General features: G+C 64.2%; 19 protein-coding genes. 7 read left to right on the top strand and 12 right to left on the bottom strand.

What is annotated here, in order from left to right; genetic code table 11:
* Nucleotides 1–200: 200 nt before the first annotated feature.
* The 4 genes from PCA20602_RS04040 to PCA20602_RS04025 form a co-directional block, all read right to left on the bottom strand.
* Nucleotides 201–1,187, bottom strand: a complete 987-nt coding sequence (locus tag PCA20602_RS04040; RefSeq protein ID WP_150720097.1) for a BON domain-containing protein — start codon at nucleotides 1,185–1,187, stop codon at nucleotides 201–203.
* Between the two features lie 358 nt (nucleotides 1,188–1,545).
* The gene (locus PCA20602_RS04035; RefSeq protein ID WP_174980790.1) at nucleotides 1,546–3,078 is read right to left on the bottom strand and encodes a GGDEF domain-containing protein; all 1,533 of its coding nucleotides are present in this window, start codon (nucleotides 3,076–3,078) and stop codon (nucleotides 1,546–1,548) included.
* 39 nt (nucleotides 3,079–3,117) lie between these two features.
* Nucleotides 3,118–4,629, bottom strand: a complete 1,512-nt coding sequence (locus PCA20602_RS04030; RefSeq protein ID WP_150720095.1) for a DUF2252 domain-containing protein — start codon at nucleotides 4,627–4,629, stop codon at nucleotides 3,118–3,120.
* Complete coding sequence (locus PCA20602_RS04025) at nucleotides 4,619–6,385, bottom strand: mechanosensitive ion channel family protein (protein WP_150720094.1); 1,767 nt, start codon at nucleotides 6,383–6,385, stop codon at nucleotides 4,619–4,621. The genes PCA20602_RS04030 and PCA20602_RS04025 overlap by 11 nt, the downstream gene beginning before the upstream one ends.
* A gap of 449 nt (nucleotides 6,386–6,834) precedes the next feature.
* Between PCA20602_RS04025 and PCA20602_RS04020 the strand changes: the two genes are divergently transcribed.
* Both PCA20602_RS04020 and PCA20602_RS25520 read left to right on the top strand, forming a co-directional pair.
* Nucleotides 6,835–8,955 (top strand): putative bifunctional diguanylate cyclase/phosphodiesterase, encoded by a 2,121-nt coding sequence (locus PCA20602_RS04020; RefSeq protein WP_069343396.1) that lies wholly within the window; start codon nucleotides 6,835–6,837, stop codon nucleotides 8,953–8,955.
* A gap of 221 nt (nucleotides 8,956–9,176) precedes the next feature.
* The gene (locus PCA20602_RS25520; RefSeq protein ID WP_174980789.1) at nucleotides 9,177–9,344 is read left to right on the top strand and encodes a hypothetical protein; all 168 of its coding nucleotides are present in this window, start codon (nucleotides 9,177–9,179) and stop codon (nucleotides 9,342–9,344) included.
* A 227-nt stretch (nucleotides 9,345–9,571) separates the two neighbouring features.
* Here the strand turns inward: PCA20602_RS25520 and PCA20602_RS04015 are convergent, their stop codons facing one another.
* From PCA20602_RS04015 to PCA20602_RS04005, 3 genes are all read right to left on the bottom strand, one after another.
* Nucleotides 9,572–10,141 carry a winged helix-turn-helix transcriptional regulator gene (locus tag PCA20602_RS04015; protein WP_150720093.1) on the bottom strand — a complete coding sequence of 190 codons (570 nt, stop codon included), beginning with the start codon at nucleotides 10,139–10,141 and terminating at the stop codon, nucleotides 9,572–9,574.
* Nucleotides 10,142–10,362: 221 nt separating this feature from the next.
* On the bottom strand, nucleotides 10,363–11,907 hold the full coding sequence (locus tag PCA20602_RS04010) for a DHA2 family efflux MFS transporter permease subunit (protein ID WP_174980866.1): 1,545 nt from the start codon (nucleotides 11,905–11,907) through the stop codon (nucleotides 10,363–10,365).
* A gap of 146 nt (nucleotides 11,908–12,053) precedes the next feature.
* Nucleotides 12,054–13,205: an HlyD family secretion protein gene (locus PCA20602_RS04005; RefSeq protein WP_150720091.1), complete on the bottom strand. Its 1,152-nt coding sequence runs from the start codon at nucleotides 13,203–13,205 to the stop codon at nucleotides 12,054–12,056.
* A gap of 128 nt (nucleotides 13,206–13,333) precedes the next feature.
* Between PCA20602_RS04005 and PCA20602_RS04000 the strand changes: the two genes are divergently transcribed.
* Nucleotides 13,334–14,869: an efflux transporter outer membrane subunit gene (locus tag PCA20602_RS04000; RefSeq protein ID WP_150720090.1), complete on the top strand. Its 1,536-nt coding sequence runs from the start codon at nucleotides 13,334–13,336 to the stop codon at nucleotides 14,867–14,869.
* 81 nt (nucleotides 14,870–14,950) lie between these two features.
* Here the strand turns inward: PCA20602_RS04000 and PCA20602_RS03995 are convergent, their stop codons facing one another.
* Complete coding sequence (locus PCA20602_RS03995; RefSeq protein WP_150720089.1) at nucleotides 14,951–15,988, bottom strand: DNA-binding protein; 1,038 nt, start codon at nucleotides 15,986–15,988, stop codon at nucleotides 14,951–14,953.
* A 177-nt stretch (nucleotides 15,989–16,165) separates the two neighbouring features.
* On the opposite strand from PCA20602_RS03995, the gene PCA20602_RS03990 reads away from it, so the two are divergent.
* From PCA20602_RS03990 to acuI, 4 genes are all read left to right on the top strand, one after another.
* The gene (locus tag PCA20602_RS03990) at nucleotides 16,166–17,281 is read left to right on the top strand and encodes a site-specific integrase (RefSeq protein WP_246182021.1); all 1,116 of its coding nucleotides are present in this window, start codon (nucleotides 16,166–16,168) and stop codon (nucleotides 17,279–17,281) included.
* A 149-nt stretch (nucleotides 17,282–17,430) separates the two neighbouring features.
* Complete coding sequence (locus PCA20602_RS03985; RefSeq protein WP_150720087.1) at nucleotides 17,431–18,564, top strand: NAD(P)H-dependent flavin oxidoreductase; 1,134 nt, start codon at nucleotides 17,431–17,433, stop codon at nucleotides 18,562–18,564.
* A gap of 13 nt (nucleotides 18,565–18,577) precedes the next feature.
* Entirely contained in the window at nucleotides 18,578–19,690 is a 1,113-nt protein-coding gene (locus PCA20602_RS03980; protein WP_150720086.1) for an NAD(P)H-dependent flavin oxidoreductase, read from the top strand.
* A gap of 78 nt (nucleotides 19,691–19,768) precedes the next feature.
* Entirely contained in the window at nucleotides 19,769–20,755 is a 987-nt protein-coding gene (gene acuI / locus PCA20602_RS03975; RefSeq protein ID WP_150720085.1) for an acrylyl-CoA reductase (NADPH), read from the top strand.
* A gap of 102 nt (nucleotides 20,756–20,857) precedes the next feature.
* Here the strand turns inward: acuI and PCA20602_RS03970 are convergent, their stop codons facing one another.
* The 4 genes from PCA20602_RS03970 to PCA20602_RS03955 all read right to left on the bottom strand — a co-directional run bounded on the left by PCA20602_RS03970 (nucleotide 20,858) and on the right by PCA20602_RS03955 (nucleotide 25,923).
* Nucleotides 20,858–21,580 carry an ABC transporter ATP-binding protein gene (locus PCA20602_RS03970; protein ID WP_069343389.1) on the bottom strand — a complete coding sequence of 241 codons (723 nt, stop codon included), beginning with the start codon at nucleotides 21,578–21,580 and terminating at the stop codon, nucleotides 20,858–20,860.
* A 36-nt stretch (nucleotides 21,581–21,616) separates the two neighbouring features.
* Nucleotides 21,617–23,605: a branched-chain amino acid ABC transporter ATP-binding protein/permease gene (locus PCA20602_RS03965; protein WP_246182020.1), complete on the bottom strand. Its 1,989-nt coding sequence runs from the start codon at nucleotides 23,603–23,605 to the stop codon at nucleotides 21,617–21,619.
* A gap of 2 nt (nucleotides 23,606–23,607) precedes the next feature.
* The gene (locus PCA20602_RS03960; protein WP_150720084.1) at nucleotides 23,608–24,486 is read right to left on the bottom strand and encodes a branched-chain amino acid ABC transporter permease; all 879 of its coding nucleotides are present in this window, start codon (nucleotides 24,484–24,486) and stop codon (nucleotides 23,608–23,610) included.
* 222 nt (nucleotides 24,487–24,708) lie between these two features.
* Entirely contained in the window at nucleotides 24,709–25,923 is a 1,215-nt protein-coding gene (locus PCA20602_RS03955; RefSeq protein WP_150720083.1) for an ABC transporter substrate-binding protein, read from the bottom strand.
* Between the last annotated feature and the right edge of the window lie 46 nt (nucleotides 25,924–25,969).

Here is a 25,969-nt window from a genome sequence, read left to right as displayed (position 1 = left end):
CCTCCTGCACATTCCGATGTGCGGCGCCCATACGACAACCGAGTTTTAGGTGATACATCCCCTCACCCGGAGATGCCCGGTCTTGCCCTGTGACCCGCACCGTCGATGCCTGTCGCACCAGAGATGCCGGATGTCCTTTTGCGATTCGCGTTAACCGTTTTCTCGCAACGCGTCGTTACGCCTGTTCCGTGCGTACGACATCAAATCTTGTGCCCTGTCTGACTTTCGCCGGGCCGGCTCATCGCTTTTATCCGTCTCTCGTGCAAGCGGTTATCGACGCCGAGCACTCCCTCGACCTTCGACACCTCCGTTTGCACCACATGCTGCATCCAACGCTCCGGCACGAAGCCGGTGAGCAAGACCAGACCGGACGTGACGGTCACCTCGACGTGAGAGACATCGAGATCGACGGCAGCGGACAACGTCTTGCGGATGTCGTCGTGAATGGCCGGGTCGGATCTTGAGGAGTCACGCGAGCGGGCTTGCACCGAAACCTTTGTCGTCCCTCGCGACTGGCCTTCTGCGCCTGCGCTCGCGTGTCCTCGTTCCCTGCTCCCGACACTGCCACCCTCACTGCTACGGCCCCGACTCCCTGATGCCAGACCGGCTTCGCCTGCTATGTCATCAACGTTCTCGATCTCCTGCGCCCCGACCGTGCCTTCCGGCCACTCGACTCGACGCGCCTTCGATGGACTCTTTGGCTGCGGTACGGCATCTGACGCATTTCGTCCGGTACCTGCATAGTCGTCGTGTGGCCCGTAGGCACTTTGCCGACCAAACCTCGGATGCGCACCGGGCGCGGCATCCGCAGGTCCATAACCGCTCTCTTCACCGTGCGCGATCTCGGGCGCATACCCGTGACCGCCGGCATCTCCAGTCGAATCCGTCCTGCTACCCGCTGTCGCGCGCCCCTTCGGTGCCGATGCACCCAACCATTTCGGATCACGCTGATCGTGCGCCCGAGCCGCTTGCGCTTCACGCTCGGACGACTGTTTGGCCTCATGCGTCTGCGCCTTGCCTGTGTCGTCCGAGGCCTGCGTGGCCGAGGCTGGGACACCGCTCGTCTCGGCGTCTCCGTCTTCGTGCGTCAACGCGTGCTGCTGATGCTCCGACGCATACTTCGCTTTGTCGGGCGCCGCCCTGCGCGTTGCGGGCAGCGTTGGCGACGGGGGGATACGCTTCGCCATGACAGACTCCTTGGCTGCAATCCGTGCTATTGAGACTCGCACCGGACTTGTTGAAAACGATTGTAGAGAACCGGTTTCATTCGGCGAATCGGCGGAATCTGAAAGACGTGTAGGCGGACGCTGGCAAGCGGCCTCGCCTCGTTGGCGAATGACGTTCGACGATGAAAATTAACCTGCTAATCAACGACTTGGCGTCGTCTTCCGAGGTTCATTGGGAACTGAGGGGATGAGAAAAAACAGGGTCGCGCGCGCGACGATTGTGTCCGCCATCGCCGGAGAATCGGACAATTCCTACAGATCGGAGCCCGCACCGACCTGCCGGACGGCGGCGACGCGGGGTCGTTTCGGAAATACGTCCCTAAGCAGTCACGTCTGCATCAGACGCCACGATGACGCGATTGCGCCCGGTCTCCTTCGCCCGATAAAGCGCATCGTCCGCCGCCTTGACGAGGACATCGACCGTCTCCCCGCCCTGCGGGGTGCGACTCGCGACACCCACGCTCACCGTCACATGGCCGAAGTCGCTCGAAGTGTGCGCGAGGTTCAACCGGTCGACAGCCAGACGAATGCCCTCCGCAACCCGCTGTGCGCCCAGCGCATCCGTGTCCGGGAGCACCGCGATGAACTCCTCGCCGCCGTAGCGCCCGGCAGCGTCGGACGGTCGTTGCAGCGCCCCGCCAATCGCCCCGGCCACCGCCGCGAGCGCCGCGTCGCCCGCCTGGTGGCCATGCGTGTCGTTGTATCGCTTGAACCAGTCGATATCGACGAACGCCACCGCCATCGGATGTCCCGCGCGACGCATGCGCCGCCACTCCCCGGCGAGAATTTTGTCGAGCGAGCGACGGTTCGAGAGGCCCGTCAGGCCGTCGGTCCGGGCCAGAAGACTCAGTTCCCGCTCGGCTCGCAAGCGCCGCCGCAGCTGGGCGGCCAGCAGCGTCGAGGTGATGACGAACCCGATGTTGAGCAGCAGAAACAGTCCGCCGAATTCGATCACGCGCTTGTGCCATGGCGCGAGCGTCTCGTCGCTGGACGTCACGACGATCAGCGTCAGCGGCACATTACTCAGAAAGCGGCGTGACATCAGGCTGTCGCGACCAAGAAAGCGGATGGGGTAAATCTTGTGGTCATCACGCCCGGGCGGCAGTGCTTCGTAACGCCCGGTCTGCGCCATCGTGAGACCGATCACGCTGGCGTCGAACGGCTTGCGCATGAGAATCGCGCCGTCCTTGCCTAATAGCAGGATCACGCCGTCCCGCCCGACCTCGATGTGGTCGAAGAGATGGCGAAAGTACTCGGTATCCACCGCGAGCGACACCACCCCGCCGAACGAGCCGTCCGGACGCGTGATCCGGCGACTCAGCACCATCGTCGGCGCATTCGCACGAAGTCTCGACTGAAGGAAGCCGCTGACGAACAACCCCACCCCAGGGTTATCGCGATGCACCTTGAAGTAATCCCGATCCGAGAAGTTGAACGGGCGCGGCGATTCGCTTTCGGCGTCGATGACGATGTTTCCGGCGGGATCGAGCACCACCAGCGAGCCGATGTAACGCGACGCCCCGGCCCGCTCGAAGATCAGTTCGCGGCGCAACGTAGGCGTGAGCGCCTCGACGTCAGGCCGCGCGAGCAGCTTCACGACCGCGTCGAGCGAAAGCTCGTAGACATGGAAGTTGAGTTCGAGGTCGCGCTCCATCACCTCGGCAATGTTGCGCTGGTTGTCCGCCGCACGTGCGAGCACCAGCAGACGTCCCTCGTAAAGCAGTGCCACGGCGACCGCCGTCAGGAGCACGGAAATCCCGACGCCGCTCCAGACAATCAGCGTCGGCGTGCGCGACACCCAGCGCACCGCTGTACTCACCGCGACTGAAATGCGTGCCTGCAACCGATGCATCGGCATCCTTGCGCGCCCTCCCAGGCATAGGTGACACCGTCACGCCATGAAGTCGGCGGCCATATCGGCGTCGGTACGCGCTTCGAGTTGCCCGTCGCGGCAGGCTTTGCGAAACACTTCGTAATCGCGCTCAACCTGGTCGGCATAGTCCGTCGCGTAATGGATCAGCGCTTCGCCAAGCCGGATGCCCTTGCCGACATAGCCCACCAATTCCGCAGCGCACCCGCCCGCCTTGGCATGGGCGCGAGCCAGCACCCAGCCGCAAAGGCTTGCGTATTCGCGGAAGCCATCGGCACGGAACAGCTCGAACTGCGCGGAGATCTTCATGTCCCGCAGTTGACGTCCGTAGATCGCCCGGCCAAACGGGCCCGTGCCCCAGCCGAGGAAAGCATCGGACGCCGCCTGCATCAGCCGCTGGCCTTCGACCACGCGACGTCCGTCGTGCCTGGGCATCACATTCCTGAAGTAACGCGAGACCACCGACTTCGACGCTTCTTTGAATTGCAGGAACAGCGGCTGATCGTGCGTATCCATCATCATCAGCACCAGACAGCGGGTACCGACGCTGCCGACACCCACGACCTTGAATGCCAGATCCTGTTGCGTGTAACTCTCGAGCATGCGGGCACGATCAGGCGGCAACGAGCTGAAGTAGCTCTTATAGACGGGGGCGAACAGCGTGCGCCAGTCCCCCAGACCGAGCCAGTCGTCCTCCGGGCCGAACAAGGTCGTCGCGCCATGGACATGGAAGACGGTGGGCGGCGTATCGCGAATCTGCCAGCGATCGCCAACCTGCTGGGCAAATTTGGGCAGCACATTCTCATGCGTGCGGCCGGAGGCACGGGCGATGCCCCGCTTCACCCCTTCGCGCACCCGGTCCGTACCGGCCATCTCCAGCATGCGCTCGAAGGTGATCTGCTCGTGCCACAGCTCGATCGTCGGCATGTGGGCGTACTCGTCCAGGCGTCGCGCGTAAGCATCGACGGCCGCCCGGACCATCTCCACCCCCAGGGTGTCGCCGAAGCCGAACTGCCGCGCCGCCAGCACCAGACTGGCACACAACCGTTTGAGGTCCCACTCCCACGGCCCCGGGGCCGTTTCGTCGAAATCGTTGAGATCGAAAATCAGGGTGCGCTCGGGCGTCGCAAAGCCGCCGAAGTTCGCGAGATGGCAATCCCCGCAGATCTGCATCGTCAGACCGCTGCTTGGCGTGCCCGCCAGATCGTGGGCCTGCACGATGGCGCTGCCCCGATAGAACGCGAACGGCGACGCCAGCATGCGCCCGTAGCGCAACGGCACGAGCGCCGCCACGCGGTCCTCGCTACTGGTACGTAGCAGTTCGACGATGTCGCGGTCGATGTTACCGAGATGGGCATGGCTGCTACGGGGCGTTTTCTCCCGCAGGCGGCGGCCGGCGGCCACGCGCGCTTCGAACGGAACGGGCGGGATAGCAGGCGCCGGGGGTGACGCAACGGCCGCCGACGCAGAGGGTGCGCCGGAGATCGTGACATCTGCCGAACTTGTCTTTTTCGTCAACGACTTAACGGGCATGACCGGCTCCTGATGCAGGCGATGGCGGAGATCCTTGCGCCGATGCCGATGGCACAGTCCCATCTGCCGGTGCCTGTGCAGGGGCCGGGTACCAATGCTCCGGCCGGATCGTCAGCGGCGAATGCGGTTGCTCTTCGAAATGCGGCGACATGATCTGCACGCCGTAGCGGTTGAACACGTCCTGAATCCCTTCGTGCAACGCCGAAATCGCAGCAAAGCGGGTCGACGGATCTCGCAAGGTAGCGAAAATCTCGTACTCGACATAGAAATCGGACAACGCACGTTGCAGCACGTACGGGGCAGGCTGCGCGACAACTTGCGGCGTCTGCAGGGCCGCCTCGATCAGCATGGCGTGCACCTGACGCCACGGCGTGTCGTACCCGATCGTCAGCGTGGTGCTGATGGCGACACCTCGCCCGTGGCCCTTTGCCGAGAAATTGCGCACGGTCGACGCCACCACGACCGCGTTGGGAATCGTCAGCTCTTCCTGCGCCATGTTGACGAGCTTCACGGACAGGGCATCGACCCCGACCACGACGCCCGTCGCGTCGCCGATCGACACGAGATCGCCCTTCTTCAACGACCGGCTGTAAATCACGATCATCCCGCTCATCAACTGATTGACGATACCGCTCGACCCCAGCGTGACCATCAGGCCCAGCAAGACCGAGAGGCCCTTGAAGACGTCGCTCTGCGCGCCTGGCATGTACGGATAGGCGAAGGTCAGCGCCAGCCCCCACACCACTACCGACACGACACGCCGCGTGGCGCCGGCCGTCTCGGGGTGCATGCCGGGGATGGTGAGGCGTCCGTTCTGTACGGCGTCGAAGATATTGTTGACGAGGCTTTGCAGCGCGCGCGTGAGCAGGAAGATGACGATGACGGTCAGAATGCCAGGGATGGCCCCCGCCACGCCGAGCCCGAACTTGTCGACCAGCGACCAGAGGAAATCGGACATGCGTCCCGCCATGGGCTGACTGGCGGGGAACTGCATCAACATGAAGATCAGGTAGAGATAGGCGAGCGCCAGTGCGACGCACACAGCGCCGATCTGCACGATCTGATGCACCAGATGGAAGGCCGAGCCCGTCCAGTCGAAAGTGCGCGCCGTTCGCTTCAGGACACGCTTCTCCAACGCCCCCTGCAACCATGCCTCTAGTCGCGCGCGGGTGCGCCCGACCGTGATCACGAGAATCACAAGCACGACAGCCCCCAGCGCACTGAGCGCGATGCCGCGCAGGATCGTCGGCCAATGGAGTTGTTGACGTCTGGCGGTGAACGCGACCTGAAGGTTCTTCTGGACGTCGGCGGCCACGGCGTCGAGCGAGCGCGGGTCGCCGGGCGCGAGGTCGTCGGCCGTCAGCGCAAAGAGAATTCGGTCCTGAAGGCGGAACGCCACGCCGGAGACCCCCCCGAGCGATGCATGCAATACGTCGACCGGCGAATCGAAGACGCGCCCGGACAGGCTGTCGAGCACCGACCGGGCTCGTGCGGCGCGCACATCAGGCGTGGCGCCACCGAGCACACCGCGAAACGTCACGACCGGGCGATCCATGAAACGCAGCTCGACGCCATCTTGCGGATCGCGGGCGCTGGCTGGCGCCGCCGCAGTCTCGGCAGACTGCGTCCCGTCTACCGAGACTGCGGCCCCCAACGACGGTGAGTCTTCGGATGTCGCCGCGATCACAGGCCACGCCAGCGTGACCCCGATCCCACATACCACCAGCACTTGCAACAGCCCCATGCGAATGCGCATATCACGGCTCCTGCGGGCAAGTTGGCCACCAAGATTGCACTCAGTGAGAGGAAATCCTACGGAAATCAGGCAAAATCTAGGGCTGCTGTATTTCGCCCCTGTCGTGTCACCGATTCACAGCCGGCGTCGAAGCCCCCGAGGGGTTGCCTCCGGCACGTTGGTACACGACGCTAACGCAGTGTTGACTTCGGTTGGCATCGGTTGCCGTCGGTCACCGCAGACGACGCAGACCGGGGCGGGTATGGACGGATTATTCACCATGGCATCGGCACTGTCGAGCATCGACGCGGATCGACCCCCATCGATCCGGGCCCCTTCGATACCCGTCGAGACGACTGACGCGCAAGCGCGCCTATGCCGGAGCTCTCGGAAATATTCCACCGCAATCCTCAACTATTGGCCCGGTGTGCCGATAACCAGTTAAGCGGGACTTTTCGGTCGGTTTTCATATGTCCAGTTCGTACAGTGGTTGGCTCGTTGCGCTTTCGCTAGCCGTGGCAGTCCTGGCGTCGTTTACGGCGCTCGATCTTTCTGGTCGCATCTATCTCATGACCCATCGTGGCATGCGCCACGCATGGCTCGCCGTGGGCGCGACCGCCATGGGCATCGGGATCTGGTCGATGCACTTCATCGGCATGCTCGCCCTGTCGCTGTCACCCTCATGGTCGCCTCTGGCATCGAACGCCACGCTGCCGCTCGGCTACGACCCGGCGATCACGGCGGCGTCGCTCGGCATCGCGATCGTGATTTCCTGGGCCGCGCTGTGGCTCGTGGCAAGCGAACCGTTCACCCGCTGGCGCCTGGGCTGCGCCGGCGTCCTGCTGGGACTCGGCATCGCAGCCATGCACTACTCCGGCATGGCCGCCATGAAGATGGATCCGGACATCAGTTACGATCCGGTGCTTTTCATCGCCTCGATCCTCATCGCGATTGCCGCAGCCACGGCGGCGCTCTGGATCGCCCGCACCTTGCGCGACGGCAGTCTGCGCTACGTGATGGCCAAGCGAGTGGGTGCAGCCGTCGTCATGGGACTGGCCATCACGGCGATGCACTACACCGGCATGTCCGCCGCGACCTTCTCGGCCGGCGCGGTATGCGGGGCGGCCAACGGCGTCAGTTCGTCGTGGCTGGTGACGACCGTCAGCCTCTTTACCTTCCTGATTCTGGTCACCACCCTGCTCGTCTCCCGCCTGGACGCCCGCACCAGCTTTCTGGCCAGTTCCGTCCTGCAACTCAATACGCAGATCGCACGCATGGCGACTTATGACGCCCTGACCGATCTGCCCAACCGTCGCGCGCTGCACGACGCCGCCGCGCGCATGCTGATCAACTCCCGTCGTGATCAGCGCCGTTTCGCCGTGCTGTTCATGGACCTCGACGGCTTCAAGACCATCAACGATTCGCTCGGCCACAATGTCGGCGACGACGTGCTGCGCGCCTTCGCCAAACGACTGCGCAAGAACGTGAACGGCGACGACGTGGTGGCGCGGCTGGGCGGCGACGAATTCGTGGTTCTGCTCGGCTCGCTGTCGTCGCCGGAGGTCGCGGGCCGCGTGGCGCAACGTCTGCTCGACGACATGCGCGATGGACTGAAGGTCGGCAATCAGTCGCTGCACGTGATGCCCAGCATCGGCGTGGCGCTGTTCCCGGACGACGGCGACAGCATCGATCTGCTGCTCAAGCACGCCGACACGGCCATGTACGAGGCCAAGCGGGCCGGGCGCGGTATCTTCCGCTATTTCGAGCCGCGCATGAACGCCGCCGCACAGCGCACCTGGGAGATCCAGCAGGCGCTGCACGACGCCGAGAGCGAGCAGTACTTTTCGCTGAACTTCCAGCCGAAATATCGGGGTGACACGGAGGCACTGGCCGGCGCCGAGGCGCTGCTGCGTCTGTCGCATCCGACGTTCGGCGAATTGCAGCCGGCGGATTTCATCCCGGTGGCCGAGCGCACCGGCCAGATCGTGCAAATCGGCTATTGGGTCGTGCGCGAGACGTGCCGGCACATCCGGGAATGGGACGCTGCGGGACTGCCGCCGGTCAAGGTCGCAATCAATCTGTCGCCGCGTCAGATGGCGCAGTCGCTGCTGGTCGAGAACATTCTGGAGATCGTGCGCGACGCCGACATCGCCTGTTCACGGCTGATGTTCGAAATCACGGAGACGGTGGCGATGTTCGATGCGCAGCACACCATCGACGTGATCCGGGCGTTTCAGGAGCATGGCTTCGAGGTCGCCATCGACGACTTCGGCACGGGATATTCGAGTCTGGCGTACTTGCAGCGCTTTCGCGTCAAGCAACTGAAGATGGACCGCTTCTTTACCAACGGCCTCGACACGTGCGGACGTGAAGGCAGCGCGGTCGTCTCCGCGATCATCGCGCTGGCGCACTCGCTGGATATGGATGTGGTGGCCGAAGGCGTGGAAACGGCATCGCAGCGCGAAGCCCTCAAAACGCTCGACTGCGATGAACTACAAGGCTTCCTGCTGGGCAAGCCGCTCACGAGCGACGCCTTCGCACGCCTGCTCGCCAACCTGCCGGGCATTCCCGGCGCGCCGGTGATGGCCTGATCGCCAGACGCCCGCGTTTCCTCTCCTGCATCACCCCGCATACAAATCATGGTTTGTTTTTTACAAATACAAATCATGATTTGTATTTCATTGCAGCATCCCGCTTGCGTTCCGCAAAAAACAACCCAGATATCGCCGGCGGGCAGGATTTCGACAGATAAGGAATGGTAATGGCAACGGCAGGACACGGACAGCCTCGTCGCCACAGGCTTGGTTTATGGATGAACGGTACTTTCGTCGGCACATGGAGCGTTAGCCACAACGGCCGCGATCAGTTGCAGTACGCCGACAGTTGGGGCGAATCGGACGAAGGCCGCCCGATCTCGCAGTCTGCGTGGAACCCTTCTGCCGCCGACGATGCGCGGTGCACCGCAGGACGAAGCGCCTGACGACTTCCGCATCTCCATCGCTGGCGCACAAGAGAAAACCGCGCTGCTCAAGCACATCATTACTGGTCATCGAGACAATCGAAGCCCGACTTCCGCCGGGCTTTCCGGCACGTGTGGCCGAGCGAATACTGAATGGACTGGCGGCAGCGGCCGAAGCGCTCGGCCAGGAGCTAATGACAAACTCAACCGGCATCACCCCACCGAACAGAAAAAACTCCCGATAAAAATCAACGACTAACCGACGCTTCCTCAGAAACATCCTTAGCCTGATTTGCCGACGCGCCATCCGCCGTCAACGACTGCGTCGCGGCAAATTCTGCGGCACGCGCAAGTCTCGCCCGCATGCTTTCGTTTGCCACCGGCCCGGCAGTCGGCACGTGACGCTTCGGGTCAAGACGCACACCGGTCACGGCATCGACGACCACCGGTTCCACGACCTCGCCCGTCTCACGGTCCACCAGTTGAGCCGCGATGCCCTCCGGCGCGAAATGCCGGTTGCCCCAGGCCAACAACGCCCACAGCACAGGACGGAAATCGCGCCCGGCATCCGTCAGCACATATTCGAAACGCGGCGGACGGTCGCAGTACTGACGCCGCGCCAGCAAACCTTCCTCCACCAGCGCATTCAGTCGACGTGTCAGCATGTTCGGCGCGATGTCCAGCCGACGCTGAAAGTCGTCGAAGCGCGTGGTGCCGTACCCGGCTTCGCGCAAAATCAGAATGCTCCACCATTCGCCCACACGCTCAAGGCTGCGGGCGATGGGGCATTGCATATCGCGGAATGTTTTGCGGTGCATGAGGTTTCCTCCGTTCCGGGATGCCATGAACGACAAACCCTGCCTATTACCATGCAAGTGAGCATAAGCGCGTCGACACCGACGAGCAAGCCGGTCGGTGTCGATATCGCCCCGGATACCGAGGTCGCGCTTGGCGTCCGACGAATAGGTGTTTTTAAAATCAATGACTTATTCGTCAATTGCAACGTTATTTCTCTGAAGTGAATTCCACTGCCACCCCCTCAATGTGCATCCGCACTAGGCGCTTTCGGAGGTGCAACCTTTCGCATGAGCGGCACCATCAACGTCACGCCAAGGAAAATCAGCCCCAGCCCGGCAAAGATGTCGCCGAACGTGATCGTCTGCGCCTCACGTAGCGTCAACAGCCAGAGCTGACGGAGCGCCGCTGTCTGCGCGTCGACGACGTCGAGCCCGGCCGCGCTCATCCGCGCCCCTACCCCAGCCAGCCATTGGCCGACGGCCGGGTTGCCCACCCCCATGTTTTCCGCCAGGCGGAAGAAATGCAGGTTAGTGCGATCGTTGAGCACAGTGGTACAGACGGCAATGCCGATCGCACCGCCCAGATTTCGCATCAGATTGAACAGCCCCGACGCCAGACGCAGCCGCGCAGGCGGCAGGCTACCCAACGTCAATGTCACGATCGGCGCCACCGCGAACTGTTGCGCCGCGCCGCGCAACGCCTGCGGCAGCATCAGTTGAGCCGCCCCCCAGTCGTGCGTGATCGGTGCAAACTGCCACATCGACAGCCCGAATCCACCGATACCGACCATCATCAGAATGCGCAGATCGACACGGTTGGCGAGCATCGTATAGACCGGAATCGACAGCAACTGGAAAATGCCCGTCGAGAAGACGGCCATCCCGATTTCAAATGCCGAGAATCCGCGCACCCGCCCGAGGAACAACGGCGTGAGGTAAATCGTCGCGAAAATCCCGATCCCCGTGGCGAACGAGAAGAAGCACCCAAGCGCGAAGTTTCGCTGCTTGAGGGCGCGCAAGTCGACGATGGGTTGCGCGTACACCAGACTTCGCCAGATGAACGCCACGCCGCACAGCCCGGCCAGCCAGGCGGTCGTACGAATCGTATCGTCACCGAACCAGTCCCAGCGCGGCCCTTCTTCCAACGTGTATTCCAGACACCCCAGACTCACCGCCATCAACGCCATGCCAAGGTAATCGGCCCCGCGCAGCAACGAAAAATCCGGACGGTCGATGCGCACCATCAGCGGCACGGTCACCGTCACGAAGATGCCTGGCACGATGTTGATGAAGAACAGCCAGTGCCACGAATAGTTATCGGTGATCCAGCCGCCGATGGTCGGGCCCAGCGTTGGCGCCAGCGACGAGAGTCCGCCGATCACCGCCGCCGCCACGACACGTTGCGGGCCACTGAAGAACGCAAACGCCGTGGTGAAGACGAGCGGAATCATCGAGCCGCCGAGAAACCCCTGCAACGCGCGGAACGCGATCATGCTCTGGATGTTCCACGCAGCGCCGCACAGCAGACTGGCCAGCGTGAACCCGGCCGCAGAGGCGGCGAAGATCCAGCGCGTCGACATCACGCGCGAGAGCCAGCCCGAGAGCGGGATCACCATGATCTCGGCGATCAGGTAGCTTGTCTGCACCCACGCGGTCTCGTCAGCCCCGGCCGACAGGCCGCCACCGATATCGCGAAGCGACGCCGACACGATCTGAATGTCGAGCAGCGCAATGAACATCCCGACGACCATCGTCGCGAACGCGATCACCTTGGCCGGCGTGGACATCGAATCCGCCGAGAAGCCTCCGCCGGTCGGCGGCGCAACGCCCCGACGTTCGTCGTTCGCAGAATGCGCGGGCTTCGCGCCGGCCTCGCCTTGCCCGCCGGCGGGGAACGGTTGTGCCGGTTGCGCCGCGCCGGCTTGTGCGGCGCTCATCTTGCCGCCACCTTGGCCGCGGACGGCGTGCCCGGCTTGCCGCCGTCGACGTTACCGTCACCCCGCGCATCGATCTCCGCCGTCACCGACAGACCGGGGCGCAGCGTGCCCAGACGACCGTCAGCCTCATCGAGCAGCACCCGTACCGGCACACGCTGGACGATCTTGGTGAAGTTGCCCGTCGCATTCTCCGGCGGCAGCACACTGAACTGCGCCCCCGTCGCCGGGGCCAGACTCGCGACCCGGCCATGGAAGACCCGGCCCGGCAGCACATCGGCTTCGATCTTCACCGGCATGCCCGGGCGCAAGTGCGCGACCTGCCCTTCCTTGAAGTTCGCGTCGACCCACAACCCATGCGCCGGCACGACGGCGAGCAATTGCGTTCCCGCCTGCGCATAAGCCCCGGCGCGTGCGCGTCGATTACCGACAGTGCCGTCGACCGGGGCGCGCAGCACCGTATATTCGAGATTGAGTTTGGCGATGTCACGCTCCGCGACCGCCTGTGCCAGCGCCGCTTGCGCCTGCTGCTTCTGCGTGGCGATCACATCCAGTTGGCGCTCGGCAGCGACTGCGCCGGCTTCGGCCCGCTCGCGATTCGCCGCGATCTGCTTGTAATCGGCATCCGCCTTCTGGGCGCTTTGCACCGACACCGCCGATTTCGCGACGAGATCCTGATAACGCACCTGATCGTCATGCGCACGGCGGGCATCGGCCGTCACGGCCACGACACTCGCCCGGGCCTGCGCGATGACCGCCGTCTGCAATTTGGCGGTAGCGTCCAGATTCGCCAGTAGCGCCTGCTGCGCGGCAACGGCACCCTCCGCCTTCGCCAGTGCTGCGCGGTAATCACGATCGTCCAGCCGCACGAGCACGTCGCCAGCGTGCACCGCCTGATTGTCCGTCACCAACACCTGCGCGATGTAGCCCGGCACTTTCGGTCCCAGCACAGTGACGTCGCCGCCAACATAGGCATCGTCCGTCGACTCGAAATAGCGTGCCGTCGTCCACCAGTAAGTCCCGTAACCCAGCGCGGCAATCGCCGCGACGACCAATGCGCCGCGCACGACAAGACGGCGCGGGAATCCACCACGCTTGGGAGGGCCGCCCGACTGGCTGGCGTTCTGGGCGGGAGTGCTCGGGGATGTCATGGATGGATCCTTCTTCGCTCTGAGGGTGAAAACAGGGAATGTCGAAACTCGCAACACGGGGGTTGCTTTCATAATGGAAGTGAGTATAGAGTTGCAACTATCATCTTGCAAGTAACTCGTTAAATTCCATGAACGCAATCTCGCTGACGATCCCCGGCACGACCTCCCCGCTCCTGCGCAATGCCTTGCTGGCATTGACTGTCAGTGCGCTGGCAGGCTGCGCCGTCGGGCCCGATTACGTCGCCCCGAAGGCAGATTTACCCGCCCATTTCGAAGGCGGCGCTCTGTTATCGCAGCGCGACGCTGGTCGCGCGGCGGCGGACAAACCGCTTTCACTGGATACGTGGTGGACGAGTTTTCACGACCCCGTCCTGACGGGCATCGTCGAGCAGGCGCTCGCACAGAATCTGGATTTGCAGGCCGCGATGGCCCGCGTGGCGCAGGCCCGGGCACAAGCCCGCGAGGCCGGGGCGCAACGATTGCCATCCGTCACGCTCGACGGCAGCGTCACGCGCGAGCATCAGTCGCTGGAGGGGCCATTGGGCGTGGTGGCGCGAAACATCCCCGGCTATAACCGCAATATGACGATCTACGACATTGGCGCGGGCGCCAGTTGGGAGCTGGATCTGTTCGGCGGGCTGCAACGCTCGGCGCAAGCCGCCGGGGCCTTGGCTCAGGCAGCGCAAGCGCAGCGCGACGGTGTTCGTGTGAGCATCGTGGCGGAAGCGGCCGACGCCTATTTTCGCGTGCGAGCGGCGCAACGGCGTCTGGCCATCGCGCAGGATCAGATCGACACCGATGCCCGGCTGATGGAAATCGTGCGCTTGCGCCTGAAAGACGGACTGGCCACGGCCCGGGAGCTGGCGCAATCCGAAGCGCTGCTGGCTCAGGCACGTACGACGTTGCCGCCCTTGCGCATCGAACGAGAGACGCAGTTGAACCGGCTGGACGTATTGATGGGTGCGGCACCCGGCACCTACGCCCGCCGCATGAGCCTCAATACACAGGATGACGATCTGAAGGCACGCCCGCTGACGATCCCCGCCATCGGCGACGCCAGCGCACCCGCCGATCTGCTGCGCCGCCGCCCGGACGTCATCGCCGCCGAGCGGAAACTGGCGGCATCGAACGAACGCATCGGCGCGTCGCTGGCCGAGTATTACCCGAAGCTGTCGCTGTCAGGCATGCTCGGCTTCGACACGTTGGCCGGCGGACGCGTACCGAGCGTAGCCACCTTCCAGCCGCTCGCCACGCTCGGTCTGCGTTGGCGTCTGTTCGATTTCGGACGCATCGACGCTGAAGTCGAACAGGCGCGAGGCGCGAATGCACAAGCGTTAGCGGAATATCGCCTGTCGATGCTGCATGCGACGGAGGACGTGGAGAACGCCATCGTCACGCTGGTGGAACTGGAACAGCAACGCAAGGATCTGGCGAGCGCGGTCGACGCACAAACGCGCGCGCGCGACAGCGCTCAGGAAGCCTATACCGGCGGGACCGTCAGCTTGTATGAAGTGCTCGATGCGGACCGCCAGTTGCTGGCGGTGCGTGATGCCGATGCCCGCGCACAGGCCGATAACGCCCGCGCAGCCGTGGCAACGTTCCGGGCACTTGGCGGCGGCTGGGAATCTGGCACGCCGGCGCTGGCGCAAACCTCCGGCAAGTGATGGTTGCAGGATCGACCGGGGTGTTCACCCTCGGTCAATCAAGCACGCAGCGCCACTCGCAACGGCGGTGGACAAGCGATGTCAGGCTCGACGCCCGCGTCGCAGCACCGATGCTGACGGCGTAAGGCCACTACTGACCCGACGCTTCGGCCCCGACGGCACGCTACGCCCCGCAGAGGCCGTCGATGCAGGCGGCGCCGACAGCATCGACTGATACGTCGCCGTCAACGCTTCCTGCGCGCTGATCTGCTCACGCAATCGCGCGACCACAACGTCCTGCAACGCCTTGGCCGAACGCATTTCATGTTGCGCTTCGGTCATTGCGGCGAGCGCCGTTTCGGTTTCCTGCAACTGCCGCTGCAACTGCTTGCGTTCCTGCTGCAACGATTTGATGGACTCGCGTGCGGCGTCCAGTTCCAGCATCAGACGACGCTCGTTCGCGTCCGCACGTTCGGCGAGTCTGCTACGCTCGGCGTCCCACTCGGCGCGATGCGCTGCGTGTTCGTCCTGCAATGCTTGCATCGCATCGCGGGCGGCGGAAAGCGCCTGACGCGACGCAACCGCATCCGCCTGGGCATCGATCAACAAGGCTTCGGCACGCCGGGCCTGCGCTTGCGCATCATCCCTCGCCTGACGCGCATCAGCCGCTGCCGTCTCCGCCGAAGCGATCCGCTCGTGCAAAACGGCGCGCGCCTGCTCCAGCGCCTCGCGGTCTGCCATCAGCTCGGCTTCGCGAGCATCCAGCACGGCACGTCGGACCGCCGCCTCATCGGCAAGCGCCGCTCGGCCTTCCTCCAGCGCCAACGTCCACAAGCCCAGCGCCGCGCGCGCCACCGACTCCGGCATCTCGATACCTTCCGGCACACCGGCAATGCCGTCGCCCGCGCCCTGCAAGCGCGCCCCCAATCCCGCAAACCAGGCATCCAGATACGGGCTGACCGTATTTGGCGAACCTCGACCCAACTGCTGACGAATGCGTTCGATGGTCGGGCGCTGGCCCGCCATCAGCAGCGTGTCGGCGGCCGTCCAGACGTCGTGCTCCGAAATACCTCGGCCACCGTGCCGGGGCGATGGCGTGGGCGTGGGCGTGACGGATTTCGAGGTTTGAGACGTAGTCATCGCGAAGGACTCCCTGAATTCAGCGGCATTGCCAAATAACCCACGATAATGGAAGATTATCGCAACTTATTTATCGCATACGTTATATTTACTACATATTACATAATAAATCATATGTTCGATAAGAAAATTACATCTCGCGCCCCTACGGCATCCGAATCCGGCGTTGGCGCCATCGTGAAAAAGCCGTCTGACAAGGGCCTGCCCGCGCTGCTGAACCCGGAAACGCTCGACGCCGATGCGCGTGAAGCCGCACAGGCGCTTGCCCGCGAAGGCGACTCGGTCAATACGCGTCACAGTTATCAATCGGCCATGCGCTACTGGATGGGCTGGTATCGCCTGCGCTATGGCGAAGCGCTCGTCGCGCCCTTGCCGCCCGCAGCGATCGTGCAATTCGTGGTCGATCACGCGCAGCGCCAGGGCAAGCACGGCCTGACGACGGAAATGCCGGAAGCCCTCGATGCCGCGCTGGTCGCGCAGGGTCTCAAAGCCCGGCTGGGGCCACCAGCGCTCGCCACGCTGCTGCACCGGATCAGCGTCATCGCCAAGCTGCATACGTCGCAAGACCTGCCGAATCCCTGCGCGGAACCCGCCGTGCGCGAACTACTCGCGAAAACGCGTCGCGCTTATGCAAAACGCGGCGTACGCACCGCCAAGAAAGACGCCCTCACACGCGAACCGCTGCGGGCGTTGCTGGCGACCTGCGACGACTCACTGCGCGGCAAGCGCGACCGGGCATTGCTGCTGTTCGCGTGGGCCAGCGGGGGACGTCGCCGTTCGGAAGTCGTACGGGCCACGTGCGAGAACGTGCGGCGCAGCGGGCCGGAGCATTACGTCTACACGCTGACATGGTCGAAAACGAATCAGCAGGGTGCGGATCTTCCGGAAAACGAGAAGCCGGTCACGGGTGTAGCCGCCGCTGCTCTCACCGACTGGCTCTCGGCCTCCGGCATCGAAACCGGCCCGATCTTCCGCCGCGTCAGGCGTGGCGGGCATCTCGGCGAACCACTCTCCGAGGCGGCCGTACGAGACATCGTGCGAGACCGATGTGCGCTCGCCGGCCTGGAGGGCGATTTCTCCGCGCACTCGTTACGCGCAGGTTTCGTGACCGAGGCCGCGCTCGCGCAAGTCCCACTCGCGGAAACGATGACGATGACCGGGCACACCAGCGTTGCGACCGTTATCGGTTACTTCCGTCGAGCGGACATGCAGCGCTCACGCGCCGCCGACCTGATGGGCAGAGACGACGAAGCGCACGACAGCCAGCGTCACGGACAAGGCTCGTCCGAATGAACCGAAGCCCATGACGATGCTGGGGTGTCTGGCATAAAGATGCATTTCAGTGGTATCTTTTTTCGCACCGGGCGTATGCCATAGTGAACATACCGCCTGCTGTGACTGCCGTTGTTCCCCCCATTGAACACTCATAGGTGCAGATCGTCATGCCTAGCTCCAACGCTTCCCAATCCCGCAATCGCGCGCTGATCGAACGACTGGGTCTGCTGACTCCGATCATTCAGGCGCCGATGGCCGGCACCTCCACACCGGCGCTGGCTGCCGCCGTCTCCAACGCCGGCGGGCTAGGCTCGGTCGGTGTCGCGGCCGTCAGTGCCGACGCCGCCCGCAAAGTCATTCACGAGACGCGCGCCCTCACGCGCAAGCCATTCAACGTCAACGTCTTCTGCCACGCGCCGGCCAAACTCGATACCGCACGCGACGCCGCCTGGCTTGCGTACCTCGCGCCGGAATTCGCCCGCTTTGAGGCCACGCCGCCCGCAACGCTGAGCGAGATCTACAAGAGCTTCGTGGCAGACGACGCGATGTACACGATGCTGCTGGAGGAACGACCCGACGTCGTCAGCTTCCACTTCGGGCTGCCGACGCAAGACAAGATCGACGCGCTGCACGCCGCAGGCATCACCCTGTTCGCGACGGCGACGAATCTGGCCGAAGCCAAAGCCATTGAAGCGGCCGGGATCGATGCCATCGTCGCGCAGGGCTATGAAGCCGGCGGCCATCGGGGACGCTTCGAGGATCTCGGCGACCGCGTGCCCACGGACGACGAGCAACTCGGCACGCTCGCGCTCGTGCGCCTCATCGTCACGCATACGTCGGTGCCCGTCATCGCTGCCGGCGGCATCATGGACGGCGCAGGTATCGCCGCCGTGCTGGCCCTCGGCGCTCAGGCCGCGCAACTCGGCACGGCATTCGTCGCGTGCCCTGAGTCGTCGGCCGACGCCGCGTACCGTGAACGTCTCGCCGGCCCGAACCCGCCGCGCACGGCGTTGATCCGCGCCATTTCCGGACGCCCCGCACGCGGCTTCGTCAATCGTCTTTACGCCATCGAGCAAACAGCAGAGCGCCCCGACCTGCCCGCCTATCCCGTCACCTACGACGCCGGCAAGGCCCTCAATGCCGCCGCCAAGGCCAAAGGCAACAGCGATTACGCCGCGCAGTGGGCCGGTCAGGCAGCACCGCTGGCGCGTGCGTTGCCAGCCGCAGAACTCGTCGGCGTGCTACGCGCCGAATTGCACGAGACGTTCGACACGCTGCGCGAACTCGCTACCACCTTCTGAGCGGGGCGACGTCATGACGGCTCGCATCACGCAACGTCTGGGTATGTCCACGCCGATCGTGCAGGCGCCGATGGCCGTGGCATCGACGCCGGCGCTGGTCGCCGCAGTGTCCAACGCGGGCGGGCTCGGCTCGCTCGCCGTCGGCAACATGGACGCTGCCGCCGCACGCAACGTCATTCGGCAAACGCGCGCGCTGACCGCCCGTCCCTTCAACGTCAACGTCTTTGCCCACGTGCCAGCCCGTGCCGATGCTGCACGTGAAGCCGCCTGGCTCGACTATCTCGCGCCGGAGTTCGCACGCTTCGAAGCCACGCCGCCCGCATCCCTGCGCGAGATCTACCTGAGCTTCGTCGAGGACGTGGCGATGTACGAGATGTTCCTCGAGGAGCGCCCGGCCGTCGTCAGCTTTCATTTCGGCTTGCCGCAACAGGCGTGGATCGATGCGTTGAAGGCTGCCGGAATCGTGCTCTTCGCCTCGGCGACGAATGAAGCCGAGGCCGACGCCATCGAAGGCGCCGGGATCGACGCCATCGTCGCGCAAGGCTGGGAGGCCGGTGGTCATCGCGGACGCTTTAACGACGAAGGCGACCGCCAACCGAGCGAAGACGAACAACTCGGCACCTTCGCGCTCGTGCGTCGGCTGGCCGCGCGAACCTCGCTGCCGATCATTGCGGCAGGCGGCATCATGGACGGCGCAGGTATCGCCGCCGTGCTGGCCCTCGGCGCGCAGGCGGCACAAATGGGCACCGCGTTCGTCACCTGCCCGGAGTCCGGCGCGGACACGCCCTACCGCGACACGTTGCTCAGCGGGCAGCCACCTCGCACGGCGCTCATCCGCGCCATCTCGGGGCGTCCCGTGCGCGGACTCGCCAATCGCTTCTGGGCGTTGGAACAAGTCACGGACAGGCCCACGATCCCCGACTACCCCATCACCTACGACGCCGGCAAGTCGCTCAACGCCGCCGCCAAGGCACACAAGGACAGCGGCTATGCGGCACAATGGGCCGGTCAGGCGGCACCGCTGGCGCGCGCCCTGCCGGCAGCGCAGTTGATCGACGTCCTGACACAGGAGACGCGCGAGGCCATTCGGCACGCGATTGCCGATACCTTTGGCGCGGCATCGTAGCCACTCGCGCTTGCCATGACCGGGGCAGCGGCAATGACGTCTGCCCCGTCGCCCCATCCGTTTCGGAGACTTCAAGGCATGTTCAAGGCCATCTTGTTGACGCAGTCCGACGGCGCCACGCACGCTGCCGTGACCGAATTGCCGGACGATGCACTGCCCGCCGATGGCGATGTTCTCGTCGCCGTCGACTACTCCACCATCAATTACAAGGACGGCCTCGCCATCACCGGCCGCGCCCCAGTCGTTCGCGCGTGGCCGATGGTCGCCGGCATCGACGGCGCGGGCACCGTGCTCGAATCGTCTCACCCTGCGTGGCACAAGGGCGACCGCGTAGTGCTCAACGGCTACGGTGTCGGCGAGACTTACTGGGGGTGCCTCGCCCAGAAAGCGCGCCTGCGCGGCGACTGGCTCGTGCGCCTGCCGGAACGTTTCTCGCCGCGCGACGCCATGATCATCGGCACCGCCGGTTACACCGCCATGCTGTCGGTGATGGCACTGGAGCGCAGCGGCGTGATGCCGCACCATGGCGACGTGCTCGTCACCGGCGCGTCTGGCGGCGTCGGCTCGGTGACCATCGGGTTGCTCAGTTCGCTCGGTTATCGCGTGGTGGCATCAACGGGCAAGCTGCATGAGACGGACTATCTGGAAGCGCTGGGAGCGGCGGAGATCATCGACCGCAGCCTGTTGTCGGACCCGGGCAAACCGCTGCAAAAGGAGCGTTGGGCGGCGGTCGTCGATTCGGTCGGCTCGCACACCCTCGTCAATGCGATCGCGCAGTTGCGATACGGCGGCGTGGCAACGGCCTGTGGTCTCGCCCAGGGCATGGACTTTCCGGCGAACATGGCGCCGTTCATTCTGCGAGGCGTGACGTTGCACGGCATCGATAGCGTGATGGCGCCGCGCGAATTGCGTGAGGAAGCCTGGCAGCGGCTCGCGCGCGATCTGGAACCGCAGAAGCTCGGTAGCATCTCGCACGATGTGGGTCTGGCGGATGCCATCGGCATCGGCCAGCGCATCGTGAAAGGCGAGATTCATGGGCGCGTCGTGGTGGATGTGAACCGCTGACGCGTCACCTGTCACTCGGTCAACGCGCTACGAAAACACAAAGGGCAGCCGAATGGCTGCCCTTTGTGTTTCATCGGACGCTCACTGAGATCGCACAGAATCTCAGTGACTGCCGCCCAGATACGCCGCGCGCACCTTGTCGTCGTTACGCAGGCTTTCCGCCGGCCCGTGCACGGAAATGCTGCCGTTCTCGAGCACATAGCCGTAGTCGGCCACCGCCAGCGCCGCAGCGGCGAACTGCTCCACGAGCAGCATCGTGACGCCTTCGGCCTTCAGGTTGCTGATAATGCGAAAAACCTCGTCGACCAGAATCGGCGCCAGCCCCATTGACGGCTCGTCGAGCAGCACGATGTCGGGACGCAGCATGACGGCACGCGCCATCGCCAGCATTTGCTGCTCGCCGCCGGAGAGCGTGCCGGCCAACTGGTTGCGCCGCTCCTTCAGGCGCGGGAACAGGTCCATCGCGCGGTCCAGATCGGCTGCCACATCGCCGCGCGGGCGGCTCCCCGTCAGGCGAGGAAACGCGCCCAGCCGGAGATTGTCCGTCACTGACATGGTGGCGAACACGCGACGACCTTCCGGCGAATGCGCCAGACCCAGTTTCGCGATGCGGTGCGAATCGAGCCCGTCGATGCGCTTTTCGCCGAGCGTGATTTCACCGGAGGTCGGCTTGATCATGCCGGACACAGCACGCATGGTGGTCGTCTTGCCCGCACCGTTCGAGCCGATGAGCGTGACGACCTGACCGCCCGGCACGTCGATATCGATGCCGTGCAGCACCTGCACCTTGCCGTAGCCGGCTTGCAGATTACGAATGGAAAGCATAGGGGTTCCGTTGGTTCGTCTGTCCGTCGTGTGGCGTCAGTGCGTGGTCGATGAACCGCCCAGATACGCCTCGATCACCTTTTCGTCGGCCTGAATCTGCGCGGGCAGTCCTTCGGCAATCTTCTGCCCGAAGTCCAGCACCGACACCGTCTGGCAGGTGCTCATCACCACGTCCATGTGGTGCTCGATCAGAATCACCGTAATGCCGTGATCACGAATCTTGCGAATGATGGCGAGCAGTTCGCGAATGTCGGGGGCCGTGAGACCGGCAGCCGGCTCGTCGAGCAGCAACAGACGCGGATCGAGCGCCAGCGCGCGGGCAATTTCAAGCAGACGCTGCTTGCCGTACGGCAGGTTGCGCGCCTCCTCGTCGGCGAGCGACGCCAGCCCCACGAATTCCAGCAGTCGCATCGCACGGGCACGCGCGCCATCTTCTTCGCGCTTGTATCGCGGCAGACGCAGGGAGACGTCGAGCAGCGTCGAGCCGAACGTGTGGTGCAGGCCGACCAGCACGTTCTCCAGCGCCGTCATTTCCCCGAAGAGCTGCACGTTCTGGAACGTTCGCGCCACGCCGGAGAGTGCAATGTCGGACGACGTGCGGCCGGCCAGCGACTGCCCGGCGAACTCGATCGTGCCGGCGGTCGGCACATAGATGCCGGTGAGCACGTTCATCATCGTGCTCTTGCCTGAGCCGTTCGGGCCGATCAGACCGTGAATCGTGCCGCGCTTGACCGTCAGATCTACCTGATTGAGTGCCTTCAGGCCGTCGAACTGCATCAGCAACTGACGCACCTTCAGCAACTCGTCCGGCCCGGCGGCCGCAGCGGCCAGCACGGGATCGCTGCTACCGGCAGCCGATTCGTCCACTTGCGTGGCCGAGACCGTATGCGCGCGGCGACGGTTCAGCACGCGCGAGCGCAGGAAGCCGATGATGCCGTCCGGCAGGTAGTACACGACGAAGAGGATCATCAGACCGAAGATCGTCAGACGCCAGTCGGTGATGCTGTCGCGCCACCAGGTCACGCCGGCGAGCGCGACCGTGCCGATGACGGGCACGGCCGCTTTCGCGAGCGTGGTCCGTGCACGCGCCACCGCCGTGACCGCCGCGATGGTCGTGACCACGGCAATCAGCGAGGCCACGATACGGAAGATGTTGATGTCGTCGAGCAACTGCGGCAGCAACACGATGATCGCCGCGCCCAGCAACGAGCCGCTGCGTGTCTTGCGTCCGCCCATGATCACGGCGAGCAGGAACAGAATCGTGAGCTCGAAGTTGTACGTGTTCGGCGAGATGTACTGCTCCGAGTAAGCGTAGAGGCTGCCCGCGAGTCCCGCGAACCCTGCGCTGATCACGAACGCATACACCTTGTAGCGATACACCGAAACGCCCATACAGTCCGACGCCACCGGCGAATCGCGCAAGGCTTCGAACGCGCGGCCGAGGTGCGACTTCAGAATGCGGTGGGCGACGACCATGCTCAGCAACAGCAGCACGGCCACGATCCAGTAGTACTCGGTCTCATCGATCGGATGACCGCCGATGACCGGCTTCGTGAGCTTGATGCCCAACGGCCCGGACGTCAGAAAATCCATCTCGTTGATGAGAATCTGGATGATGGTGCCGAACGCCAGCGTGACCATCGCCAGATAGGGGCCGATCACGCGCAATGCGGGCAAAGCCAGCACTGCACCGAAGGCAGCCGTCACCAGAATGGCGGCCGGGAGCGCCAGCCAGAGCGAGAGGCCGAGCTTGGCGAAAAACACACCCGCGACATAAGCGCCGATGCCGAACAGGCCAGCGTGGCCGAGCGACACCTGCCCTGTGTAACCCACGACGATGTCCAGCCCGAAGAGCAGGATCGCGTAGATCATGATCGTCTCGATCATGTGGATGTAATACGGGTTGCCGACGGCGAGAGGAAAGCCGAACAGCGCGACGATGCCGAGCACGGCGGCGAGCTTCGTCGTGACGCGCAGGCCGCCGAGATCACCGGCCCCACGTGCAGAGGAGGTCTGTGCGGTCATGGTTACACCTTCTTGATGGCGGTCTTGCCGAACAGGCCTGCCGGCTTCACGACCAGCACGAGCAGCAGCAAAACGAGGCCCGGCACGTCTTTGTAGCCGGTGGAGATGTAGAACGCGGTCGTGGTCTCGGCGACACCGAGGATCACACCGCCCACGAGCACGCCCATACCGCTCGACAGACCACCGATGATCGCCACGGCAAATGCCTTCAGGCCGAGCACGGCGCCCATCGTGGCACCCGTCAGCGTGAGCGGCGCCACGAGCACGCCCGCAAAGGCGGCAGCCATCGACGACAACGCGTACGAGAACGTGATCACCAGACTGGTGTTGATGCCCATGAGTCCTGCGGCGTCGCGGTCGTTCGCGGTCGCGACCACGGCCTTGCCGTAGATCGAACGACGGTTGAAGAACTCTACGGCGGCCATCATGACCAAGGCGCCCACGACGACGAGCAGTTCCATCGGCAGCACGTTCGCGCCCAGCAGGCTGATCGGCGCCTCGGGCAACGGCGACGGAAACTTGAGGTCGTCGCGACCCCACACGTTTTCCGCGACGTTCTTGAAGATGATGCCCAGTGCAATGGTGGACATGATCCAGCCAAATTCCGACTTGATGCGTAACGCAGGTTTCACGCCGATGCGCTCGACGAGTGCGCCTTGGACGAGGCCGAACAGGCAGACGATGGGAATCATCAGCCAATAATTCAGACCGAGGGTGTCGACCAGCGTCAGGCCGACCAGTGCGCCAAGCATCAGCGCTTCGCCCTGGCCAAAGTTCAGGGTGCCGGACGTCGCGAACGTCAGTTGGTAACCGAAGGCGATCACGGCGTAGATCATCCCCAGCGCGATACCGCTGTAGATGAGTTGAATCAGGATGGTCATGCGGTCCTCTCTCGCGAGTGCGAGCCTACGAGCGATGCTCGGGAGGCATTCGATGCGTGCGCCGCACGCCGGTCCCGAGTGCCGGCGGCGGGCAACGGTGGTGTGAAGACAGCGCGCGAGCCCCGCCCCGACACCCCCTTGTCAGGGGCCCGGAGCGAGGGCGACGCGCGCCGTCGTTCACCCGTCATGGCTGCAAGATGCAGCGCCGGGAGGGGATGCGACTTATTTCGCCGCCTTTTCGCGGACCTTGCTGCCCGCCTTCAGATCGGTGTCGTAGGCGTACACGACACGGCCGCCCTTCACTTCACCGAACACCGGAATGTTGGCGGTGATGGCGTCGTGATCGTCATGCGTGAACGGATGATCGTAGGTCGTGACCACGCCTTCCACCGGCGCCTTCAGGTCTTCGAGCGCTGCACGCACCTTCGGGCCGTCCGTGCTGCCTGCCTGCTTGATCGCAGCCGCCAGCAGGTAGATCGAGTCGTAACCTTGCGCTGCCGAAACCGCCGAATCGATGCGGTTGTTCTTCGGCTTGAACATGGCCAGATAGCCGTCGATGAAAGCCTTGCGCTTCGGCGTATTCGGTTCCTGAATGAACGTCTGCGGCATACGTGCGCCTTCGCCGTTCGCGCCCGAGTTGTCGATGTAGTTCGCCATGGCGAGCGTCCAGCTACCGACGAGCGGCACCTTCCAGCCGATCTTGGCCATGCCGTTGGCGATCTGCGCCAGTTCCGGTCCGATGCCGTATGTGAGGATCACGTCGGCGCCGGCCTGCTTGGCCTTGAGCAACTGGGCCGTCATGTCGACGTCCTTGATGTTGAACTTCTCGACGGCAACCGGCGTAATGCCCTTGGCCTTGAGCGCTTTTTCCAGATCCTCACGCCCGAGTTGACCGTAGTTGGTCGAGTCGGCCAGAATCGCGGGTTTCTTGAAACCGCGACGCGTGATGGCTTCTTCCACGATCATCGGCGCCTGGATGCTGTCCTTGGCCGAGTTTCGGAAGACGTAGTTGTCCGGGTACTGAGGCGGCTTGAACTGGTCGGTAATCACCGTGCCCGTCGCCACGTTGTTGAACACCGGAATTTTGGCATCCTGATAAAAACGCTGCGAAGCGAGCGCCACGCCGGTGTTGATGTAACCGACGGTGGCCACCACCTTTTCCTTGTTGATCAGTTCCTGCGCAACCTGCACGCCGCGCTCGTTCTTGGCTTCTTCGTCGCGCTCGACCAACTGGATCTGACGGCCGAGCACGCCGCCCGACTTGTTGATTTCCGCAGCGGCCAGACGCACGCCGTCACGCATGGATACGCCCATCGACGACGAGCCGCCGGTGAACGGGCCCGACACGCCGATCTTGATCGGGTCGGCCGCAATGGCCATCGAGGCGGACAAGGCGAACGCGACAGCGCCGGCCATGAGCTTGAATCGGAATTGCATAAAGGTCTCCTTCGGTGCGATGCGTTTCGATATGACGCTTTTCTGC

This window comes from Pandoraea capi (genome assembly GCF_902459735.1).
In the GTDB taxonomy this organism is placed as follows: domain Bacteria; phylum Pseudomonadota; class Gammaproteobacteria; order Burkholderiales; family Burkholderiaceae; genus Pandoraea; species Pandoraea capi.
This window is presented reverse-complemented; position numbering and strand designations above follow the sequence as displayed.

Bases quoted from the DNA above. Each gene is read 5' to 3' on its own strand.
- PCA20602_RS03955 (WP_150720083.1), bottom strand. From the start codon at position 25,923: ATGCAATTCCGATTCAAGCTCATGGCCGGCGCTGTCGCGTTCGCCTTG.
- PCA20602_RS04000 (WP_150720090.1), top strand. From the start codon at position 13,334: ATGAACGCAATCTCGCTGACGATCCCCGGCACGACCTCCCCGCTCCTG.
- PCA20602_RS03985 (WP_150720087.1), top strand. From the start codon at position 17,431: ATGCCTAGCTCCAACGCTTCCCAATCCCGCAATCGCGCGCTGATCGAA.
- PCA20602_RS04040 (WP_150720097.1), bottom strand. From the start codon at position 1,187: ATGGCGAAGCGTATCCCCCCGTCGCCAACGCTGCCCGCAACGCGCAGG.
- PCA20602_RS03970 (WP_069343389.1), bottom strand. From the start codon at position 21,580: ATGCTTTCCATTCGTAATCTGCAAGCCGGCTACGGCAAGGTGCAGGTG.
- PCA20602_RS03980 (WP_150720086.1), top strand. From the start codon at position 18,578: ATGACGGCTCGCATCACGCAACGTCTGGGTATGTCCACGCCGATCGTG.
- PCA20602_RS25520 (WP_174980789.1), top strand. From the start codon at position 9,177: ATGAACGGTACTTTCGTCGGCACATGGAGCGTTAGCCACAACGGCCGC.
- PCA20602_RS04015 (WP_150720093.1), bottom strand. From the start codon at position 10,141: ATGCACCGCAAAACATTCCGCGATATGCAATGCCCCATCGCCCGCAGC.
- PCA20602_RS03960 (WP_150720084.1), bottom strand. From the start codon at position 24,486: ATGACCATCCTGATTCAACTCATCTACAGCGGTATCGCGCTGGGGATG.
- PCA20602_RS04025 (WP_150720094.1), bottom strand. From the start codon at position 6,385: ATGCGCATTCGCATGGGGCTGTTGCAAGTGCTGGTGGTATGTGGGATC.
- PCA20602_RS04020 (WP_069343396.1), top strand. From the start codon at position 6,835: ATGTCCAGTTCGTACAGTGGTTGGCTCGTTGCGCTTTCGCTAGCCGTG.
- acuI (WP_150720085.1), top strand. From the start codon at position 19,769: ATGTTCAAGGCCATCTTGTTGACGCAGTCCGACGGCGCCACGCACGCT.
- PCA20602_RS03965 (WP_246182020.1), bottom strand. From the start codon at position 23,605: ATGACCGCACAGACCTCCTCTGCACGTGGGGCCGGTGATCTCGGCGGC.
- PCA20602_RS04005 (WP_150720091.1), bottom strand. From the start codon at position 13,205: ATGACATCCCCGAGCACTCCCGCCCAGAACGCCAGCCAGTCGGGCGGC.
- PCA20602_RS03995 (WP_150720089.1), bottom strand. From the start codon at position 15,988: ATGACTACGTCTCAAACCTCGAAATCCGTCACGCCCACGCCCACGCCA.
- PCA20602_RS04035 (WP_174980790.1), bottom strand. From the start codon at position 3,078: ATGCATCGGTTGCAGGCACGCATTTCAGTCGCGGTGAGTACAGCGGTG.
- PCA20602_RS04030 (WP_150720095.1), bottom strand. From the start codon at position 4,629: ATGCCCGTTAAGTCGTTGACGAAAAAGACAAGTTCGGCAGATGTCACG.
- PCA20602_RS04010 (WP_174980866.1), bottom strand. From the start codon at position 11,907: ATGTCCACGCCGGCCAAGGTGATCGCGTTCGCGACGATGGTCGTCGGG.